We start from the raw sequence: 19,449 nt of genomic DNA, 5'->3' as shown, positions 1-19,449 counted from the left end.
GGAGTCAGAGGACATGGCCTTCTCCGTCCAGATGCCAGCTCTTGGTGAGAGCGTCACCGAGGGAACGGTCACCCGGTGGCTGAAGCAGGAAGGAGACACGGTCGAGGTCGACGAGCCGCTGCTCGAGGTCTCCACCGACAAGGTCGACACGGAGATCCCGTCCCCACAGGCGGGCGTGCTGTCGAAGATCGTCGCCCAAGAAGATGATGTGGTCGAGGTCGGTGGTGAACTCGGCGTGATCAGCGATGCCGGCGAGGCGCCCGAGCCGAGTTCGGCTCCCGCCCCCGAAGCCGCTGCCGCGCCCGCGCAGGAGGCTCCCGCCGAGGAAGTCCCCGCCGCCGAGCCCGAGCCCGCCGCCCAGCAAGAACAGGCCCCCGCCGCCGAGACCGCGCCCGCGTCGTCCGGCGACGGCACCTCGGTCAAGATGCCCGAACTCGGCGAGTCGGTCACCGAGGGCACCGTGACCCGGTGGCTCAAGGCCGTCGGCGACGACGTGGCCGTTGACGAGCCGTTGCTCGAGGTCTCCACCGACAAGGTCGACACCGAAATCCCTTCGCCGGTGGCGGGCAAGCTGCTCGAAATCACCGCGCAGGAAGACGATGTCGTCGCTGTGGGTGGACAGCTCGGCGTGATCGGCAGCGGTTCCCCCGCCAAGGCCGAGCCGGCGCCCAAGCCGAAGCCGGAACCCAAGCCCGAACCCCAGCCCGAGCCCAAGCAGGAAGCGGCCCCCGCGCCGAAGCAGGCTCCCGCCCCGGAACCCAAGCCCGCGGCCCCCGCCCCCAAGGCTCCGGCACCCGCCGCGGCCAAGGCTCCCGAGGCGGATTCCAGCGGTAACGGCGCGACCCCGTACGTCACCCCGCTGGTCCGCAAGCTGGCCGACGAGAACGGCGTCGACCTGTCCGCGCTCACCGGTTCCGGTGTCGGCGGACGCATCCGCAAGCAGGATGTGCTCGCCGCAGCTGAGGCCAAGAAGGCACCGGCTCCGGCCGCCGCCGCACCGGCGGCCGCCCCCGCGGCCAAGGCTCCGGCCGCCCCCGCGGCCGCGAGCGCGAAGCTGGCCCATCTGCGCGGCACCGTGCAGAAGGCGAACCGCATCCGCCAGATCACCGCGACCAAGACCCTGGAATCGCTGCGCACCACCGCACAGCTGACCCAGGTGCACGAGGCCGACGTGAGCAAGATCGCGGCGCTGCGCGCCCAGGCCAAGGCGGCCTTCAAGGACCGCGAGGGCGTCAACCTGACGTTCCTGCCGTTCTTCGCCAAGGCCGTCGTCGAGGCGCTCGGCGTGCACCCGAACGTCAACGCCAGCTACGACGATTCGACCAAGGAAGTCACCTACCACGCCGCCGTGCACCTCGGCATCGCCGTCGACACCGAGCAGGGCCTGCTCTCCCCGGTGATCCACAACGCGAGCGACCTGTCGCTGGCCGGCCTGGCTCGCGCCATCGCCGACATCGCCAACCGCGCCCGCAACGGTGGCCTCAAGCCGGACGAGCTGGCCGGTGGCACGTTCACCATCACCAACATCGGCAGCCAGGGCGCGCTGTTCGACACCCCGATCCTGCTTCCGCCGCAGGCGGGCATGCTCGGCACGGGTGCGATCGTCAAGCGGCCGGTGGTGGTCAAGGACGACAGCGGCAACGAATCCATCGGCGTGCGTTCGATGTGCTACCTGCCGCTCACCTACGACCACCGCCTGATCGACGGCGCGGACGCGGGTCGCTTCCTCACCACGATCCGGCACCGGCTCGAGGAGGCGGCGTTCGAGGCCGACCTCGGTCTCTAGCCGTCGTGTCCACATGAAGGTCGTGATCGCCGGTTCGTCCGGGCTGATCGGGACAGCGCTCGTCGCGGCCCTGCGCCGCGACGGGCACGAGGTCGCCCGCCTGGTTCGCAGGCGGGCGGCGGGGCCCGACGAATTCACCTGGGATCCGGTTCGGGCCGAACTCGACGAGCGGGCGTTGCGCGGCGCGGACGCGGTGGTCAACCTGTGCGGCGCGAGCATCGGACGCCGCCGCTGGAACGGCAGCTTCAAACAGGAGTTGCGGGACAGCCGGATCACCCCGACCGACGTGCTGGCCGCCGCGGTGGTCAAGGCGAGTGTGCCGACGCTGTTGAACGCGAGCGGCGTGCACTTCTACGGCGGCGACACCGGCGACCGGGTGGTCGACGAAACCTCGCCCGCCGGTTCGGGTTTCCTCGCCACGCTGTGCCGCGACTGGGAGACCGCGACCCGGCCCGCCGCCGACGCGGGCGTGCGGACGGTGCTGTTGCGCAGCGCCGTCGTACTGTCCCGCCACGGCGGGCTGATGAGCATGTTGCACCCGCTGTACTCGCTCGGCCTCGGCGGACGACTCGGCAGCGGACGGCAATACACGCCGTGGATCTCCCTGGCCGACGAGATCGGCGCGATCCTCTTCGCCCTCGGCACCGAAACCCTCACCGGGCCACTCAATGTCGTCGGCCCGGCGCCGGTCACCAACGCCGAGTTCAGCCGCGCGCTCGGCCGTTCCGTGCACCGGCCGACCCCGCTGGTGGTGCCCGCGTTCGCGTTGCGGGCACTCATCGGCGAGTTCGCGCAGGAGGCGATCCTGCGCGGACCGCGAGCGATACCCACGGCCCTCGAGGAGGCGGGCTACGAGTTCCAGCACCCGACCATCGGCGCCGCACTGGCCGCGACGGCGGGCCGACCCGGAGACGATCGATGACCGACCAGCTCGACGCCCGCCCCGCCACGCTCATCCGGGACGCGCACCGCGACGACCTGTCCGCGATCCTCGACATCCACAACGCGAATATCGCCACCTCGACCGCGATTTGGGATCTGGAGCAGGTCGGCATCGAGGAACGCCTCGCCTGGTTCGAGGCACGCACCGCGGCGAGCCTGCCGATCCTGGTCGCCGAGATCGACGGTGTGGTCGCCGGATACGCCAGCTACGGCCCGTGGCGACCGAAGGCGGGTTACCGCTTCACCGTGGAGAATTCGGTGTACGTCGACGACCGATTCCAGCGCCGCGGCATCGCCACCGCCCTGCTCACCGAGTTACTCGACCGGGCAAGGCAATCGGGTCACGTGCACGCGGTCATCGCGGGCATCGAATCCGGCAACGCCGGCTCCATCCAGCTCCACGAACGCTTCGGCTTCCGCATAATCGGCGAATTCCCCGAGGTAGGCCACAAATTCGGCCGCTGGATGAACCTGACCCTCATGCAACTAACCCTCCCCGTCCACGCGCACTAACCCTCCCCTACGAATCCACATTCAGTGGCACACCACGGCGGGACCTTCTCGCGTTTTGCCGCCACCAGGTGCCACTGAATCTTGATTCGTTGGGCTTGGCGCCGTGCAAGCGGCACGAACCAATGGCAAGCGACACGAGCGACGGTTGACGCCCGTCCCGGCGACCGGCCGACGCAAACCCCGCTAACCTGTGGCACTCCCCACAGAGCACCGCTGGAATAGAAGTGCCCGTCCGGCGTAGCGTCGGGGTCGTGAACGACACGCGCACCACGGCGTCCGCTCGATTCGATACGACCCCGATCGTGGTCGAGGATCTCGGACTCATCGACTACCACAGTGCCTGGGAACTGCAGCGCACCATCGCGGCGGAACGGGCCGACGGTGCCGGATCCGATCGCCTGCTGCTGCTCGAGCACCCCGCGGTCTACACCGCGGGACGACGGACCGAGGCCGAGGATCTGCCGATCGACGGCAGCCCGGTGGTCGAGGTGGACCGCGGCGGCAAGATCACCTGGCACGGCCCCGGCCAGCTGGTCGGCTACCCGATCGTGCGGCTTGCCGAGCCGGTGGACGTCGTGCACTACGTGCGCCGTCTCGAGGAAGCGCTCATCACCGTCTGCACCGACCTCGGCCTGACCTGCGGCCGGATCGAGGGCCGCTCGGGTGTGTGGCTGCCCGCGACCGACGCGTTCGCCGAGCGCAAGATCGCCGCGATCGGCGTGCGGGTGCAGCGCGGCGTTGCCCTGCACGGCATCTCGCTCAACTGCAATTCGGCCATGGACGGCTTCCAGGCGATCATCCCCTGCGGCATCCGCGACGCCGGCGTCACCACGCTGTCGCGCGAACTGGGCCGCGAGTTCACGGTGGCCGAGGCCAAGCCGCTCGTCGCCGACGCCATCGCCAAGGCGCTCAATGGCGAACTGCCGGTAACCCTCCACGATATTGCGCGCGTCACACCAGCAGGAGGGGCCGCGAACGCCTGATCCGGTAGGCGTAATGTCGATCTAGTGACCTCAGCTTCAGCACCGGCAGGACGCAAACTGCTACGCATCGAGGCGCGCAACGCGGAGACCCCGATCGAGCGCAAACCTCAATGGATTCGTACCAAGGCCAAGATGGGCCCGGAGTATTCCGAGCTCAAGGGCCTGGTCAAACGCGAGGGCTTGCACACGGTGTGTGAGGAGGCGGGCTGTCCCAACATCTTCGAATGCTGGGAAGACCGTGAGGCCACCTTCCTGATCGGCGGCGAGCAGTGCACCCGTCGCTGCGACTTCTGCCAGATCGACACCGGCAAACCGGCCGCACTCGATCGGGACGAGCCGCGCCGGGTCGCCGAGAGCGTGCAGGCGATGGGTCTGCGCTACTCGACCATCACCGGCGTCGCCCGCGACGACCTGGAAGACGGCGGCGCCTGGCTCTACGCCGAAACCGTGCGCGCCATCAAGCAACTCAACCCGAGCACCGGCGTCGAGCTGCTCATCCCCGACTTCAACGCCGTGCCCGACCAGCTGGCCGAGGTGTTCTCCGCGCGCCCGGAGGTGTTGGCGCACAACCTGGAAACGGTGCCGCGCATCTTCAAGCGCATCCGCCCCGCCTTCCGCTATGAGCGCTCGCTGTCGGTCCTGACCGCGGCGCGCGAGGCAGGCCTGGTCACCAAGTCCAACCTGATCCTCGGCATGGGCGAGACCCCCGAAGAGGTCACCCAGGCGATGCGCGACCTGCACGAGGCGGGCTGCGACATCCTCACCATCACCCAGTACCTGCGCCCCTCCCCCCGCCACCACCCGGTGGATCGCTGGGTGAAGCCGCAGGAGTTCGTCGACCACTCGAAGATGGCCGAGGAGATCGGCTTCGCGGGCGTGATGGCCGGACCGCTGGTCCGCTCGTCCTACCGCGCGGGTCGCCTCTACAGCCAGGCAATGACGCACCACGGCCGCGAGATCGCGCCCGCCATGGCGCATCTCGCCGAGGGCGGCGCGGCCTCCCAAGAAGCCTCGTCCGTGCTGGCTCGCTTCGGCGGCTGACCACAGTGCGCATGCCGGGCCGCCCACGGGAGGTCCGGTGTGCGACGCCATCAGGCGATGGAGAATCTCGCTGTGCCGCACTACGTCTCAGGAAGCCTCGTCTTCCCCTCACTTCGACGGCCGACAGGTTCCCACCCAGCCTCCCTCGGGTGCGCTACGCAGTCAGGCCATGGCCCACCATCGCCACAAGGTCACCGGCAGATGACGCATTTCGCTGAGGGGCCGTCGCGTCTCAGGATGCCTCGTCCGTGCTGGCTCGCTTCGGACCCGTGCCGTCGTCGGCAGGTGCGCGAGATGTCCCGGTGCGCGACACTCGATGGCACAGATACGACCTGTACGCCGTTCGTCGGTAATCGCGCCAGGTAGCTCCGCCGATATATAGAAGTGCGGATCCGCAGGACACGGGGGATCGAAATATGCTCGGCCGTAATAACTTCGCTCGACTCATGCGCGCCGGTGCCGGTACGCTCGCCGTGGCGGTGGTCACCACCGTGCTGGTCAGCTGCACGACCGATGGCACGACCGATAGGGAGTGCGGGCCCAGGGATAGTTGCGCCGCCGTGTTTCTTCCGGCTGATGCGCAGAGCAAGATCGATGAAGTCGTTCGCAAGAACATCGACGCCGGCTTGATCCCCGGCGCGCTGGTCTCCGTGGACGCCCCTGGTCGTGGCGTCTACACCCAGGCATACGGCGTCGCCGATCTCGCCACCGGACGTCCGATGACCACCCAGGATCACGTCCGAATCGGCAGTGTCACCAAGACATTCACCGCGACCGCGATCCTCCGGGCCAGCGATGAAGGCAAACTCTCGCTCGACGACCTGCTGAGCAAATACGTCCCCGACGTACCCAACGGCCACACCATCACCCTCCGCGACCTGCTCGGCATGCGCGGCGGCGTCTGGGATCTGGTGGGCGACACCGATTTCGCCGCTCAACTGGTGACGAAGACACCGAGCGAATGGCACGACGGCGACCGACTGCGCGCGCTCGCCGCGCACCCGGAGAAGGCGAAACCGCCACGCACTGCCACCGAATACTCCAACTCCGAGTACTTCCTGCTCGGCCTGGTGCTGGAGAAGGTACTCGGCAAGCCGGTACACCAAGTCCTCGATGAGCTCGCACAAGCACAGCACCTGTACGACACCTCCTACCCCGCCGACGCCACCATGCCGACCCCGGCCAGCCAGGGCTACTCCTACTTCGACGACACCGCCACAGACGTCACCAGCCGCAACACCCCGGCGATCTTCGGTGCCGCGGGCTCCATGGTGTCGACCATTTCCGACCTCGCCAGATACGCGCCCGTGCTCGCAGAAGGCTCCCTGATCACCGGAGACTCCCTGCTGAAGCCCGACACCCTGCTGGCCAGACGGCAATTCACCAGCGGAACCGCAGGCGGCTCCCCCTTCGAGTACGGCCTCGGACTACAGCGCTTCGGCCCCTGGCTCGGTCACACTGGCGGCGTGCTCGGATACACCACCCACGTCGCCTACCTCCCGGCCCAGCGGGCAACCGTCGTGGTGGCAGTCAACCAATACACGATCCCGCCCACCCTCCTGCGGATCACCGCATCCGATATCTGGGCATCCATCGTTGAGCAGCTCTACCCCGACTCGCTACCCGGCGACCAACCCGCACCACCGATTCCACCCGTAGCCCTGCCCGACTCCGCGAGCCTTGCCACCCAACTCCAGCAAGTCTTCGACACTCGACTCCCCGCCGCGCAGAAGACGTTGCGCATCGCAGCCGACGACAAGGACCCGGAACTGATCACCAAGCTCGCGAAGGTCTACGCCGGATATCCCATGACCTTCCAGGTCGACAAGCTCACCGATCTCGACGGCACCACCCTCCTTGCCACCACAACGGTCAGCGCCCCCGACGGCAAACGCCGCATGGTGCTCCCTTTCACCGCCCACGACAACGCTTGGCACCTGGACATCAGCTGGGTCTGCGAAAGCCTCCATCTGGGCGGCGAATCCTCCCCCGCCTGCACCTGATCGATACGCTCCAGGTGCGCTTAGTCCGTTTTCTTCAGTGAGACCGAATCCTCCTGCGCGCCAACGCTGGTCCGTTTCCACAGCACCAGCGCACCGATGGCCGAGCCGACCATGGCGAACCCGACCACCCACAGTCCGGCGCGTTGCGTTCCGGTCCAATCCTTCAGTCCACCAGTGATATACGGTGCCGCAAAGCCGCTGATGTTGCCGATCGAGTTGATCAACGCGATGCCGCCCGCGGCGGCGGCGCCGGTGAGGAAAGCGCTGGGCAGGGCCCAGAAGGTGGGCAGGGCGGCGAGAACGCCGACGGCGCAGACAGTTACGGCGGTCATGGCGGCGATCGGGTTTCCGAGGTAGAGGGCCACCGGGATGGCCAGGCCGCCGAGCAGCGCGGGAAGGGCTACGTGCCAGGGACGTTCGCCGGTCCGGTCGCCGTGCCTGCTCCACCAGATCATCACGACGGCCCCGATGACGTAGGGCACCGCGTTGATCAGGCCGCGCTGCACCACCGAGTAATGCGTCCCGTATTGCTGCTGGAATCCGTTGATGATCGTCGGCAGGAAGAAGCCGAGCGCGTAGAGCCCGTAGACGATTCCGCCGTAAACGAGGGCGAGGCCGATTATCCGGGTATCGGTGAGCGCCTTGCGTAACGTCCAGTGCTCGCCCTTCTCCACCTCGGCCTGCTCGGCGGCGAGTTCGATGCTGAGCCACTGACGTTCGGCGCTGGTCAGCCACTTCGCCTGGGCGGGACTGTCGGTGAGGAAGAACCAGGTCACCACCGCGAGCAACAGCGCGGGCACCCCTTCGACGAGGAACATGAACCGCCAGCCGCTGAGCCCGAACACGCCGTGTCCGTACTGGATGATCAGGCTCGACATGGTCGAGCCGAGCGCGGTGGAGATCGGCACGGCGACCATGAACAACGCGACGAACTTCGCCCGCTGCTTTTGCGGGAACCAAAACGTCATGTAGAGCAGGATGCCGGGAAAGAACCCCGCCTCCGCCACACCCAGCGCGAATCGCAGGACGTACAGCAGGGTTTCGTTGGGCACGAACGCCATCGCGGTGGCGATCACCCCCCAGCTGGCCAGGATTCGGGCAATCCAGCGACGCGCCCCGAACCTGTGCAGCGCCAGATTGCTCGGCACCTCGAGCACCAGATAGCCGAGGAAGAAGATCCCGGACGCGAACCCGAACGCCGTCTCGGTGAGCCCGAGATCGGCCTTCATCCCGCTGGGCCCGGCGAATCCGATATTGACCCGATCCAGGTAATTGACGAAATAGAGCAGCCCGAGAAACGGCACCAGGCGAAGCGTGACCTTACGCAGCGTCGCGCGCGGCACGTCCTGTGTGACAACCATGCGCGCACTCTCGCCCGGCAGACGCCCGCCGGTCAAGCCCCCAACCGGGGGTCAGCATGTCTCGACCTAGCCGCAGAAGCGGGCTCGAGTGGCCGCCCGATGCGCGTAATTCATAGCAGGACTGCAAGATTCAGGCTCTCCCCGGTGTGCGAAAAGGCCGTCTACGCTGTGCCCATGGCGAAGATCAACGAACGGCTCACCGACATCCCCGGCGTCGCTCCCGGCTTCGGATACGCCCACGCGGTCACCACCTCCAACGGACTCGCCTTCATATCCGGCCAGATCGCCGTCGACGCCGACGGCAGCCTGGTCGGCGAGAACGACATGGCCGCACAGACCAGGCAGGCACTCACCAACCTGCAGAACATCCTGCACGCCCTCGGCACCGACTGGACCGGCCTGGTCAAACTCACCTGGTTCGTCACCGACACCGACCAACTCCAGGACATCCGCGACGTCCGCGACGAGTTCCTCCGCCCCGCGCTCGGCGACCTACCGAACCCCGCCAGCTCGCTCATCCGAGTAGCCGGACTGTTCCGACCGGAGTTCCTGATCGAGGTGGAGGCCGTGGTCGCGCTCGGCAGCTAGTTCGCGCCTCCTGGCCAGGTACGGACCGGACAGTCCGTGGCACCGGATCTCCCGATCCGTGGACGCGCGGTCGCCGCCGGTGGGAAGCTCGAAGGACCGCAGGGTGTCGGGGCGCGAGGAAGCGAGACGCACAGTGGACAAGACGAATGGAACCGTAGGGGGCAACGGCAGAGTGGTTGCGGCCGAGCGGCCGGATCAAATTCGCAATGTGGTGCTGGTCGGGCACAGCGGGTCGGGGAAGACGACACTGGTCGAGGCGATGGCGCTGACCACGGGGACGGTGAATCGGGCGGGGCGGGTCGAGGACGGAACCTCACTCTCGGACTACGACGAGATCGAACATCGACAGCACCGATCGGTGCAATTGTCCGTGGTTCCGCTGGCCTGGTCGGGGATGAAGATCAATCTGCTGGATACGCCCGGCTACGCGGACTTCGTCGGCGAGCTGCGGGCGGGACTGCGGGCCGCGGACGCGGCGCTGTTCGTCATCTCGGCGGCCGAGGGCGCGGAAGGCGTCAGCGGCGCCACCCGCGCGCTGTGGGAGGAGTGCGCGGCGGTCGGCATGCCGCGGGCGATCGTCCTCTCGCACCTGGACACCGCGCGAGCCGACTTCGAGGAGATGACCGAGACCTGCCGCACCATCCTCGGCGGCGGCGCGTCGGACAACGTTCTCCCCCTGCATCTTCCGGTCTATGGCCCGAAGAGCGCGGACGGCCATCGCCCGGTCACCGGACTCATCGAACTGCTGCCGAACTGCGTGGTCGACTATTCCTCCGGCGAACGGGTGGAGACCGCGCCGACACCCGAGCAGCAGCCGATGCTGGACGAGGCGCGCAACCGGCTCATCGAGGGCATCATCGCCGAAAGCGAAGACGAAACCCTGATGGATCGCTATCTCGGCGGCGAGGAAATCGACCTCGCCACCCTCGTCACCGACCTCGAACGAGCCGTGGCCAGAGGTAGCTTCCATCCCGTCCTGTTCGGCGCGCCCGCGCCCGAGGGCGCCAAGCAGGGCTTGGGCACCGTCGAGCTGCTCGACCTGATCACCGGCGGTTTCCCGACCCCGTCGGAACACATCGTCTCCGCCGTCACCGCCGCGGGCGGCAATACCCGGCGCAATCTCGACTGCGATCCGGACGGCGTGCTGGCCGCGGAGGTGATCCGCACCGCGTCGGACCCGTATGTCGGCCGGGTGTCGCTGGTCCGGGTGTTCTCCGGCACGCTGCGCGCCGACGACACGGTGCACGTCTGCGGCCACGGCCTGGAGGAGCGCGGCCACGAGAGTCACGATGTCGATGAACGGGTCGGCGCGGTGTCCTCGCCGTTCGGCAAGGGGCAGCGCCCGCTCGGCCAGGCCATCGCCGGCGACATCGCCTACGTCACCAAGCTGAGCCGCGCGGAAACCGGCGACACCCTCTCCGGCATCGACAAACCGCTGCTGATCGAGCCGTGGCAGATGCCGGATCCGTTGCTGCCCATCGCCATTACCGCGCACAGCAAGGCCGACGAGGACAAGCTCTCGCAAAGCCTGGCCCGGCTGGCGGCCGAGGATCCCGCCGTGCGGCTCGAGCACAACGCGCACACCCACCAGCTGGTGCTGTGGTGTCTCGGCGAGGCGCACCGCGATGTCGCGCTGGAGCGGTTGCGGAGCCGGTTCGGGGTGCAGGTCGATGTGGTCGATCATCAGGTCGCGCTGCGAGAAACGTTCGCGGGCAAAGCGAATGGGCGCGGCAGGCATGTGAAGCAGTCCGGCGGGCACGGGCAGTACGCCGTCTGCGAGATCGAGGTCGAGCCGCTGCCGGGCGGTTCCGGCATCGAGTTCGTGGACCGGGTGGTCGGCGGAGTCGTTCCGCGCCAGTTCATTCCGTCGGTGGAGAAGGGCGTGCGCGCGCAGGCGACCCGTGGTGTCGCGGCCGGATATCCGCTGGTGGATGTGCGGGTGACGCTGTTCGACGGCAAGGCGCATTCGGTCGACTCCTCCGATGCCGCGTTCCAAACAGCGGGCGCGCTGGCGTTGCGTGAGGCCGCGGCCAGCGCGGGTGTCGCGCTGCTCGAGCCGATCGCCGAGGCGTGGGTGGTCGTCTCCGACGACTATGTCGGCCCGGTGCTCAGCGACCTGTCCAGCCGCCGCGGTCGCGTCCTCGGCACCGAACCGCACGGCGTCGGCCGCACCCGAATCCATGCCGAGGTACCCGAACTCGAACTCAGCCGCTATGCCATCGATCTGCGCTCGCTCTCGCACGGCACCGGCGATTTCACCCGCGCCTACACCCGCCATGAATCGATGCCCGGCCAGCTCTCCGCCGCACTCCGCGAGCAGGCGAAAAAGTAGCCCCGGCAACGGCAACGGGCCCATCCACAGGGTAAGTGAATGGGCCCGAACAGCTTTCATGCCTAGGTGACCAGGTTCTTACGCAGCTTAACGATGGTGCCCGCGTCCAGGCCGAGGCCCTTGGTGAGGAACTTGCCGAGATCGCCGTAGTCCTGCTCCATCTTGTCGACCGCGGCGTCCAAGTACGCGTCCCTGACCTCCTGCAGCGGGATGAGCAGATCGGGGTTCTGCATCAGACCCGCCTGCTGCACCTGCTTGCGCAGTGCGGCGTCCGCGGCGGCGCGGTACTGGTTGGACAGCAGATAGTCTTGCCGCGCAGTGCCTTCCGGCACGCCGACCGCGCGCAGCAGCACGTAGGTGAGCCAGCCAGTGCGGTCCTTGCCCGCGGTGCAGTGATACAGCGTGGCCTTGTCCGTGTTGGCGAGATCTTTGATCGTCTGTCCGAACGTCGCCCGTGACTCCGGGCGACTGATGAACGTGGTGTACATGTTCAGCATGATCTGCTCGGCCTTACCGTTGCCGAGCGCGTCCTGCTGCTTCTGCGGATCGCGGGTCTGGATCACCGCGAGCATCTGCTGGAACAGCCCGGTGTCGTCGATCGGCCGCGCCACCGCCTGCGCGCCCGGAATCGGCTTGTCCGCGCCGGCGAACTGGATCTCCCCCGGCGTGCGCAGGTCGACCACCGCCTGCACCTTCAGGCCCGCCAACTTCTGCACATCGGCATCGGTCAGTTTCTCCAACGAGTCGGACCGAATAGCCTTGCCCGACTTCGTCTTCGCACCGTCATAGGTCCGATACCCGCCGATATCGCGGGTATTCACGGCACCCTGCAAATCAATCTTTCCCCCGGCCACCGCCAATTCCGCTTCGGGCTGTGCGGTCGCGAGTGGTGGAGCGGTCGTCATCGTCACGGCGAAAATCGCCAAAGCGGCGGTTATCAATGAAATCAACGAAATCTTCATGACGCCGGACAGTAGAACCTGTTTCAGTCAGGTATCGGCGTTCGCCCCCATCCCGCCGCATCTGCCCCGCTCACCGGGACTCCCCGGACAGTCAACGAGATTCACGCTGGACAACCTGTCCTGAACTCGTAACCTGCTGCGCCGCAGCGGACAAACCAATGCGAATCCCACAACTGCCGCGCCCGAAACCGTCGCCGCGGTATCACCACGGGCAGACGCGCACAGCCGCAGGCCTTTCGACATGCGCCCGTGTTTGTGCGGCGATTCGTCGTGCGGGAAATCAGGCGTGGCCCGGTTGATTCGGCGATTGCCGCAGCAACCTATCCGGAAACAGCATTGTAGGCACGGACTTCCGGTTGGAACCGCGCAGGGGCGTTACGGGAGTAGCAGTCCCCAAAACACGGCCCACGGTAGGAAAACAAGTCCGGCGGCCAGGAGCAGTAGCAGGCGCACGCGGTCCGCGCCGACGATTTCTCGGCGGTGGCGCCACCATGACACCGCGGTGGTGAGTGTTGCTAGCGCGGCGCCGAGGGTGAGCAGTTGCAGGACGAGCCACGGGATCGGACGGGCGAGGACGAGCGGACCGAGGTGACGCATGCCGGTGGATTGCAGCAGTGCGAGATAGGCGAGGAAACCCACCACGACAAGCGGCGCGGTGACGACGAGCCAGCGGGCTTGATGACGTACCGGCGATGACGAATTCCGGCCGCGAATCCTGCGGATCAGCCCAGTTAGCGGGTAGGTCAGGAATGCCACCAGGAACAATGCGAGCGCAAATCCCTGGGCCCACAACGATTCGTACCAAGCCAGTGGCAGCAACGGTTCGGACTGCCGGTCCTGCGCTGGCGCGGATTCGACGACCACGTCGGGTTGTCGGTTCGCAAGGCCGGTGAGCCACGCACCAACCAACTCCGGATAACGCGGGGCCAAGGGTTCGAGCGCGTCGAAGCCTGCGTCGCTGGTCGTATCGAGATCGGGGCCGCCACCCGGCACGAACTCGATCGCGTAATGCTGGTTGCCGCCGCGCGCCAACGCTTCGGTGAACACCCGGGAGCTTTCCTGCGGCGGATGGTTGATGTCGTATTCGCCCCACAGCGCGAGCAGCGGTTGGCGAATCCGCTCCAGGACCGGAACCGGGTCGTAGTCGGCTTCCGGGAACAAGCCCGCAGCGACGATTATCCGGGTTGTGTTGTGCGCGAACGTTTTCGGCATCGAACCCGAGACGCCCTGGTGGCGGATGAGGTTCTCCTGATACCACGCGGTCTGGCGGGCACCGCCCATCCCGACACCACCTACGGTGATCACGAAGCCGACGTGATCGGACCGGGATGCCGCGAGCGGAGCGACCCAGGCGCCCTCGCTGACTCCCCACAATCCGACCCGCGCCGGATCGACCTCGGGCCTGGCGCGCAGCAGTTCGACCGCGGCGGCCGCGTCGTCGGCGAGCAGGCCGTAGTTGCGGTGCGTCTTCGAATATCCGACGGTCCGCTTGTCGAAGGTGAGTGTGACCAAGCCGAGCTGCGCGAACATCTCCGCGTGCTTGCGTAGGTCGGCGCGGACGTGCCAATCCGAACCACCGAGAAGCACGATCGCAGCGCTCGGGGTGTGTGCCGACATCGGCACCGTGACGGTGCCGTTCAGCACCACACCATCGGAACCGGTGAAAGATACGTCCGTCGTGGACACTCCGGTTTCCTGGGCGTGCACGGGAGAAGCCGACACCCACCCGATCGACAGCACCAGTGCGACAACCGCCAGCCAATAGGCAAGCGGGCTCACCGAACAGGAGCGTGCACGACGCGCCGATAATGGTGGGATACACCATGATTGGCTATCCATGCCAAGCAACGCTACACGCCGACGCGTCCGCCGAAATCATGCTGAAGAGCCAGCGGATTCGACCACTATCGATACCTCTGGGGCATGGACGATTCGGCACAACCGTGCTGAGCGTGTCCTCACGTGGATGCTCCGAACCACGAAAGTAACGCTCTAAGTGGCTCAGACTACGTCGCAATCAGACGCACGGACTCGCCACATAACTTACCCATGTCGTCGACATCGCTGGTGAGCAAGGCCACCGGACCCTGCTGCCGTAGTGCCATTTCCGCGACAACAGCGTCGATCGCATACTTGCGCCCGTGCAGTCCGGCATCGAACGGGCAACGGGAACGGGCAACGGGAACGGGCAACGGGAACGGGCAACGGGAACGGGCAACGGGAACGGGCAACGGGAACGGGCAACGGGAACGGGCAACGGCCCACCCGCGTTGCGGATGGGCCGTTGCCGAACGACTCTGTGTACGAACGACTTACACGTCGTAGTACAGCTCGAATTCGTAGGGGTGCGGGCGCAGGTTGACCGGGGCGATTTCCTGCTCGCGCTTGATGCTGATCCAGGTCTCGATCAGGTCGTCGGTGAAGACGTTGCCTTCGGTCAGGTAGTCGTGGTCCTGCTCGAGGCGGTCGATGACCGTGGCCAGGCTGGTGGGGGCCTGCGGGATGTTCTTGGCCTCCTCCGGCGGGAGCTCGTAGAGGTCCTTGTCGACCGGGGCCAGCGGCTCGATCTTGTTCTTGATGCCGTCCAGGCCCGCCATCATCATGGCGGCGAAGGCCAGGTACGGGTTGCCCGAGGAGTCCGGCGCGCGGAACTCGATGCGCTTGGCCTTCGGGTTGTTGCCGGTCACCGGGATACGCACGGCCGCGGAACGGTTGCGCTGCGAGTACACCAGGTTGATCGGCGCCTCGTAGCCCGGAACCAGGCGGTGGTAGGAGTTCACCGTCGGGTTGGTGAACGCCAGCAGCGACGGCGCGTGGTGCAGGATGCCGCCGATGTAGTGCCGCGCCAGATCCGACAGCCCGCCGTAGCCGGCCTCGTCGTGGAACAGCGGCTTGCCGTCCTTCCACAGCGACTGGTGCACGTGCATGCCCGAGCCGTTGTCACCGAAGAGCGGCTTCGGCATGAACGTGACGGACTTGCCTTCCTGCCACGCGGTGTTCTTCACGATGTACTTGAACAGCTGCAGGTCGTCGGCCGCACCGAGCAGCGTGCCGAACTTGTAGTTGATCTCGGCCTGACCGGCGGTGCCGACCTCGTGGTGGCCGCGCTCCAGCTCGAAGCCCGCGTTCTGCAGGTTGGTCGAGATCTTGTCGCGCAGGTCGACGTAGTGGTCGTACGGGGCGACCGGGAAGTAACCACCCTTGTTGCGAACCTTGTAGCCGAGGTTCGGGGAGCCGTCCGGGTTCGTCCGCGCGCCGGTGTTCCAGGAACCCGAGACCGAGTCGATCTCGTAGGACGCGCCGTTCATCTTCGACTCGTAGCGGATCGAGTCGAAGATGTAGAACTCCGCCTCGGCGCCGAAGTACGCGGTGTCGGCGATGCCGGTCGAGCGCAGGTACTCCTCGGCCTTGCGCGCGATGTTGCGCGGGTCGCGGCTGTACGCCTCCCGGGTGAACGGGTCGTGCACGAAGAAGTTGAGGTTCAGCGTCTTGGCGGCGCGGAACGGGTCCAGTCGCGCGGTGCTGAAGTCGGGCAGCAGCAGCATGTCCGACTCGTCGATCGACTGGAAGCCACGGACGGAGGAGCCGTCGAACGCGAGCCCTTCCTCGGCGAGGTCGGTCGTGAAGGCCTTCGCCGGGATCGAGAAGTGCTGCTGAACGCCGGGAAGATCGCTGAAGCGGATGTCGACATATTCGACTTCTTCATCAGCGAGGAATTTGATGACCTCGTCGGCCGTGCTGAACGTCACTTGTTCTCCTTACGGATCGGTTCCCAGCGAGTGTCGATTGCGTGGGTTCGTCGCGTCCAGACGGTATGGACGCGGTGTTTCCCGGCGGTCAAGTTTGTGTTTCGCCAGTGTTACACGTACGGCTGACCGGGTGACTAGGCCCACCCGGGCTCGAACTGCATGCTAATCCTGCCATCCGCGCCGATGCGCGCTGACGTGAACTCCCCTTATGCGGTGCCGAGCGGCCGGTCGGCCCCGCATATTGTGGGGGCATGGCACGTATAACGGGATCGTGGCTCTCCGGCCCTGCGGAGGGTGCGGACGATCCGGCAACCTCCGAGTTCCCCGGCGAACAGCTTGGGCTGCCGAAGTCCGGTGCGGGATCGTTGTCCGGGATGGCCCGGCGGATCGCCGCGCTGTTCGTGGACTGGTTGATCGCGCTCGGCATCGCGGCGTTGATCATGCGTGGCGGGTCGGCGTCCAGCCTGACGTTGCTGATCTGGTTCGTGATCGGGGTTGCCGCGGTGACGCTGTTCGGGTTCACGCCGGGGCAGTACTTCTTGCGGTTGCGGACCGTCCGGATCGACGCACCGGTGACGGTCGGGTTCGTGCGGGCGCTGGCCAGGCAGGCGTTGCTGGTGTTCGTGGTGCCCGCGTTGTTCACCGATTCCGATGGCCGCGGGATGCATGACCGGGCGACGGGTACCGCGCTCGTCCACTCGCGCTGACAGCTGCGTATACATCTGACACCGCCCTGCTCGGTTAGTTACGCTCCGGCGGTGTCACTCAATCCGGCCATGCTCGCGATCCGGTTTCTGCTAGAGCTCATCGCCATCGCGTCCTTCGGTGTCTACGGTTGGCGAGCCTTCGATTCGCCGTGGAAGTTTCTGCTCGTAGTCCTGTTGCCGCTGGTCGCCGCAGCACTGTGGGGAACACTCGCGGTACCCGGCGACCCGAGCCGCAGCGGGGAAGCGCCCGTCTCGGTGCCCAGGGCCGTGCGGCTCGTGGTCGAACTCGCCGTCTTCTTCGGCGGCGCCGCAGTCCTCTGGGCCGCCGGCTTACCCAGATGGGCCCTGATTTCCGTCGCGGTGCTCGTCATCTACCAAGCCCTCGCCTACGACCGCATCGCCTGGCTGGTCAAAGCATGATCATGGGGAACTGGTGCTGGCATCCGTCGAGAAGCCAACAACACCAGTTCCCCATGATCTTGAAGTCGGCTGGTAGCGGCCGCCGCACACGGGCCTTTCGTCTAGGTCCAGCTCAGCGGCGGCGAATGGTGCGCTGCACGCCGCGCATCTTGGCGCCCGCGGGCATCGGCCCCTTCGGCAGGGCCGGGCCGGTGCGCGAGCTCAGCGCGGTCAACCGGCCTTCGATGAGGTCCATCCGCTTGGCGTCGATGTTGCGGGGCAGTTTGGTCAGGTAGCGCTGCAGCTCTTTCAGCGGCACCTGGCCTTCGTCGTTGCCGATGACGACGTCGTAGATGGGGGTGTCACCGATGAGCCGGGCGGTGCGCTTCTTCTCCTGCGCGAGCAGCGATTTCACGCGCTGCGGTGCGCCCTCGGCGACCAGCACCACACCGGGCAGGCCGATCACCCGGTGCACCGCGTCGAGCTGGGTGGTCGCGGCGATGCCGTTGGACACCCGCCACTTGCCCTGCAGGTTGTCCAGCACCCACGCCGCGGCGCCCGCTTGGCCCTCGGCCTTGCCGTAAACGCTCTTCTGCACCCGGCGACCGAAGATGATGAACGCGGCCAGCGCGCCGAGCACCACGCCGAGCGGGACGAGGAACCAGGTCAGACCGAAGATCAGGCCGATGACCAGGAAGACGGCGGTGATGCCGAGCAGGGCGCCGATCATCAACGGCAGCAGCAGCTTGTCTTCCTTGCGCTGCATCTGGAACGCCTGCCAGAGCTGCTGCCTGCGCTCTTTCGACTGCTGCTTGCGGGCCGCTTTCGCCGCGGCCTTCGCTTCCTTGGTGGGCTTACCTGCTGCCATGTCACTCAGGATAGTGCCCATGTCGTGCGAGTTTCGCCACGCCTACCTCGGCGGCGCGCATTACCGCCGCGACGGCGTCAATTCCAACCGCGCCTGACCATCGATCCGAGCGCGGTGAGATCCAAATCACCGGACACCTCGGTCCACCCCATCGCCCGCAATTCCACCGGGGTGGCGACACCGAGCGCGTCACGGAAACCGATGGCGACCGAGCGGGCGAACTCGATCAAACTGCGCGGCGAAATGGGCCAGAACATGGTCTTGGTCCAGTTGTCGACCTCGCGGCGCAGCATCGGCTCGTTCCAGCCGAGGTCGCGTAACTCCTGCGCGGCGGCATCCGGAATGGGCTGCGCCAGATAATGATCACCGGCCAGCTCGGCGGACAATTTGATGTCGTACTGCATGAACTGGACGTACCGATTACCGGGCGCCGCGATCACCAATGTCGCGCGCGAAGGTAGCTCAGACAGACACTGCGCCAGTGCTTGAACGAACTGTTCCCAGTCCGCGGTCACCGGCTCGTTCATTCTTCCCCCGGGCGCTCGCACTGGCCCGATCATACGCCGCCGCGCCTGAGACACCCGGTGAATCATGTTGTAGCCCCGAATACTTCGCGCCGATCATAGCGAACGCGAATGGCCCGTCGTTCGCTGGGAAGACGGGCCATCGCGCGCGTTCTCACCTCGTCGCCGACACCGTTACGCTCGGCACCGTCGCCAATTCCGGCACCCGCCCGTAATCGCGGAACACGCGTACCCCGAGCTTGCGATCGGCGGGCCGCAGCGCCCACGAAGCCACCACGCACAACGCGAAAAACGCGGTATAGAACAGGTGATTCGCGCCCGACCCGTGCGCGACGTGGGAGGCCAGCCCACCCGTCAGATCGAAAAACGCCCCCGCATACGCCCATTCCTTCACCAGCGGAAAGCGCGGAACAGCAATCGCCGCGGCTCCCAGCACCTTCCAGAACCCCAGAATGCCCATCACATAGGTCGGATACCCCAGCTCGACCATGCCGCCCGCAGTACCGCCGCGTTGGATCAGATCGGCGACACCGCCGGTCGCCAACACGAAAACCACCGCCGCGGTGGTCGCCCAATATCCGATCGCTCGTGCGTTGCCCATTTTCTGCTCCTTGCCTGCGCACTCGGTGCGATCCGTGCCGCTCCGTCACCTCCCTTGACCGGTGGGTTGTCAGAAATGTGACGAGGTGTC

Annotated in this window: 17 protein-coding genes; 10 read left to right on the top strand and 7 right to left on the bottom strand. The window is 66.7% G+C overall.

Annotated features, from left to right (window positions below; all coding sequences use genetic code 11):
- The first annotated feature begins 13 nt into the window (after positions 1 to 13).
- From sucB to ACIBCN_RS02790, 6 genes are all read left to right on the top strand, one after another.
- Entirely contained in the window at positions 14 to 1,786 is a 1,773-nt protein-coding gene (gene sucB / locus ACIBCN_RS02815) for a 2-oxoglutarate dehydrogenase, E2 component, dihydrolipoamide succinyltransferase (protein WP_396989743.1), read from the top strand.
- A gap of 13 nt (positions 1,787 to 1,799) precedes the next feature.
- Entirely contained in the window at positions 1,800 to 2,708 is a 909-nt protein-coding gene (locus ACIBCN_RS02810) for a TIGR01777 family oxidoreductase (protein ID WP_396989742.1), read from the top strand.
- Positions 2,705 to 3,241, top strand: a complete 537-nt coding sequence (locus tag ACIBCN_RS02805) for a GNAT family N-acetyltransferase (protein WP_396989741.1) — start codon at positions 2,705 to 2,707, stop codon at positions 3,239 to 3,241. Before ACIBCN_RS02810 ends, ACIBCN_RS02805 begins: the two co-directional genes overlap by 4 nt.
- Before the next feature lie 251 nt (positions 3,242 to 3,492).
- Entirely contained in the window at positions 3,493 to 4,224 is a 732-nt protein-coding gene (gene lipB / locus ACIBCN_RS02800; RefSeq protein ID WP_396989740.1) for a lipoyl(octanoyl) transferase LipB, read from the top strand.
- Positions 4,225 to 4,248: 24 nt separating this feature from the next.
- Positions 4,249 to 5,265, top strand: a complete 1,017-nt coding sequence (lipA, locus tag ACIBCN_RS02795) for a lipoyl synthase (protein ID WP_396989739.1) — start codon at positions 4,249 to 4,251, stop codon at positions 5,263 to 5,265.
- Positions 5,266 to 5,681: 416 nt separating this feature from the next.
- On the top strand, positions 5,682 to 7,268 hold the full coding sequence (locus ACIBCN_RS02790; protein ID WP_396989738.1) for a serine hydrolase domain-containing protein: 1,587 nt from the start codon (positions 5,682 to 5,684) through the stop codon (positions 7,266 to 7,268).
- Between the two features lie 20 nt (positions 7,269 to 7,288).
- On the opposite strand, the gene ACIBCN_RS02785 is transcribed toward ACIBCN_RS02790, so the two are convergent.
- Entirely contained in the window at positions 7,289 to 8,629 is a 1,341-nt protein-coding gene (locus ACIBCN_RS02785) for an MFS transporter (protein ID WP_396989737.1), read from the bottom strand.
- 174 nt (positions 8,630 to 8,803) lie between these two features.
- Here ACIBCN_RS02785 and ACIBCN_RS02780 point away from each other — a divergent pair, with 174 nt between their 5' ends.
- Together ACIBCN_RS02780 and ACIBCN_RS02775 are read left to right on the top strand one after the other, a co-directional pair.
- Positions 8,804 to 9,217, top strand: a complete 414-nt coding sequence (locus tag ACIBCN_RS02780; protein WP_396989736.1) for a RidA family protein — start codon at positions 8,804 to 8,806, stop codon at positions 9,215 to 9,217.
- Positions 9,218 to 9,350: 133 nt separating this feature from the next.
- Positions 9,351 to 11,549, top strand: coding sequence for an elongation factor G-like protein EF-G2 (locus tag ACIBCN_RS02775; protein WP_396989735.1), 2,199 nt, complete (start codon positions 9,351 to 9,353; stop codon positions 11,547 to 11,549).
- 62 nt (positions 11,550 to 11,611) lie between these two features.
- Here the strand turns inward: ACIBCN_RS02775 and ACIBCN_RS02770 are convergent, their stop codons facing one another.
- From ACIBCN_RS02770 to glnA, 3 genes are all read right to left on the bottom strand, one after another.
- Positions 11,612 to 12,511 (bottom strand): tyrosine-protein phosphatase, encoded by a 900-nt coding sequence (locus tag ACIBCN_RS02770; RefSeq protein WP_396989734.1) that lies wholly within the window; start codon positions 12,509 to 12,511, stop codon positions 11,612 to 11,614.
- A 375-nt stretch (positions 12,512 to 12,886) separates the two neighbouring features.
- The gene (locus ACIBCN_RS02765) at positions 12,887 to 14,290 is read right to left on the bottom strand and encodes an alpha/beta hydrolase family protein (protein ID WP_396989733.1); all 1,404 of its coding nucleotides are present in this window, start codon (positions 14,288 to 14,290) and stop codon (positions 12,887 to 12,889) included.
- Positions 14,291 to 14,823: 533 nt separating this feature from the next.
- The gene (gene glnA, locus ACIBCN_RS02760) at positions 14,824 to 16,260 is read right to left on the bottom strand and encodes a type I glutamate--ammonia ligase (protein ID WP_396989732.1); all 1,437 of its coding nucleotides are present in this window, start codon (positions 16,258 to 16,260) and stop codon (positions 14,824 to 14,826) included.
- A 251-nt stretch (positions 16,261 to 16,511) separates the two neighbouring features.
- Here glnA and ACIBCN_RS02755 point away from each other — a divergent pair, with 251 nt between their 5' ends.
- Positions 16,512 to 16,967 carry an RDD family protein gene (locus ACIBCN_RS02755; protein ID WP_396989731.1) on the top strand — a complete coding sequence of 152 codons (456 nt, stop codon included), beginning with the start codon at positions 16,512 to 16,514 and terminating at the stop codon, positions 16,965 to 16,967.
- Positions 16,968 to 17,018: 51 nt separating this feature from the next.
- Positions 17,019 to 17,387, top strand: coding sequence for a YrdB family protein (locus ACIBCN_RS02750; protein WP_396989730.1), 369 nt, complete (start codon positions 17,019 to 17,021; stop codon positions 17,385 to 17,387).
- Between the two features lie 112 nt (positions 17,388 to 17,499).
- Here ACIBCN_RS02750 and ACIBCN_RS02745 read toward each other — a convergent pair whose 3' ends face one another.
- From ACIBCN_RS02745 to ACIBCN_RS02735, 3 genes are all read right to left on the bottom strand, one after another.
- Entirely contained in the window at positions 17,500 to 18,234 is a 735-nt protein-coding gene (locus ACIBCN_RS02745; protein ID WP_357382115.1) for a DUF4191 domain-containing protein, read from the bottom strand.
- A gap of 77 nt (positions 18,235 to 18,311) precedes the next feature.
- Complete coding sequence (locus ACIBCN_RS02740; protein ID WP_396989729.1) at positions 18,312 to 18,761, bottom strand: TY-Chap domain-containing protein; 450 nt, start codon at positions 18,759 to 18,761, stop codon at positions 18,312 to 18,314.
- A gap of 151 nt (positions 18,762 to 18,912) precedes the next feature.
- The gene (locus ACIBCN_RS02735; RefSeq protein WP_396989728.1) at positions 18,913 to 19,359 is read right to left on the bottom strand and encodes a DoxX family protein; all 447 of its coding nucleotides are present in this window, start codon (positions 19,357 to 19,359) and stop codon (positions 18,913 to 18,915) included.
- Between the last annotated feature and the right edge of the window lie 90 nt (positions 19,360 to 19,449).

Origin of the sequence: Nocardia sp. NPDC051052 (genome assembly GCF_044456045.1) — a bacterium.
Taxonomy (GTDB): domain Bacteria; phylum Actinomycetota; class Actinomycetes; order Mycobacteriales; family Mycobacteriaceae; genus Nocardia.
Note: the sequence above shows the minus strand (reverse complement) of the source record. Positions and strands in the feature narration are given on the sequence as shown.

Excerpts from the sequence above, each read along its gene's own strand:
- sucB (WP_396989743.1), top strand. The coding sequence starts at position 14 with ATGGCCTTCTCCGTCCAGATGCCAGCTCTTGGTGAGAGCGTCACCGAG.
- ACIBCN_RS02810 (WP_396989742.1), top strand. The coding sequence starts at position 1,800 with ATGAAGGTCGTGATCGCCGGTTCGTCCGGGCTGATCGGGACAGCGCTC.
- ACIBCN_RS02805 (WP_396989741.1), top strand. The coding sequence starts at position 2,705 with ATGACCGACCAGCTCGACGCCCGCCCCGCCACGCTCATCCGGGACGCG.
- ACIBCN_RS02790 (WP_396989738.1), top strand. The coding sequence starts at position 5,682 with ATGCTCGGCCGTAATAACTTCGCTCGACTCATGCGCGCCGGTGCCGGT.
- ACIBCN_RS02785 (WP_396989737.1), bottom strand. The coding sequence starts at position 8,629 with ATGGTTGTCACACAGGACGTGCCGCGCGCGACGCTGCGTAAGGTCACG.
- ACIBCN_RS02780 (WP_396989736.1), top strand. The coding sequence starts at position 8,804 with ATGGCGAAGATCAACGAACGGCTCACCGACATCCCCGGCGTCGCTCCC.
- ACIBCN_RS02770 (WP_396989734.1), bottom strand. The coding sequence starts at position 12,511 with ATGAAGATTTCGTTGATTTCATTGATAACCGCCGCTTTGGCGATTTTC.
- ACIBCN_RS02755 (WP_396989731.1), top strand. The coding sequence starts at position 16,512 with ATGGCACGTATAACGGGATCGTGGCTCTCCGGCCCTGCGGAGGGTGCG.
- ACIBCN_RS02745 (WP_357382115.1), bottom strand. The coding sequence starts at position 18,234 with ATGGCAGCAGGTAAGCCCACCAAGGAAGCGAAGGCCGCGGCGAAAGCG.
- ACIBCN_RS02740 (WP_396989729.1), bottom strand. The coding sequence starts at position 18,761 with ATGAACGAGCCGGTGACCGCGGACTGGGAACAGTTCGTTCAAGCACTG.
- ACIBCN_RS02735 (WP_396989728.1), bottom strand. The coding sequence starts at position 19,359 with ATGGGCAACGCACGAGCGATCGGATATTGGGCGACCACCGCGGCGGTG.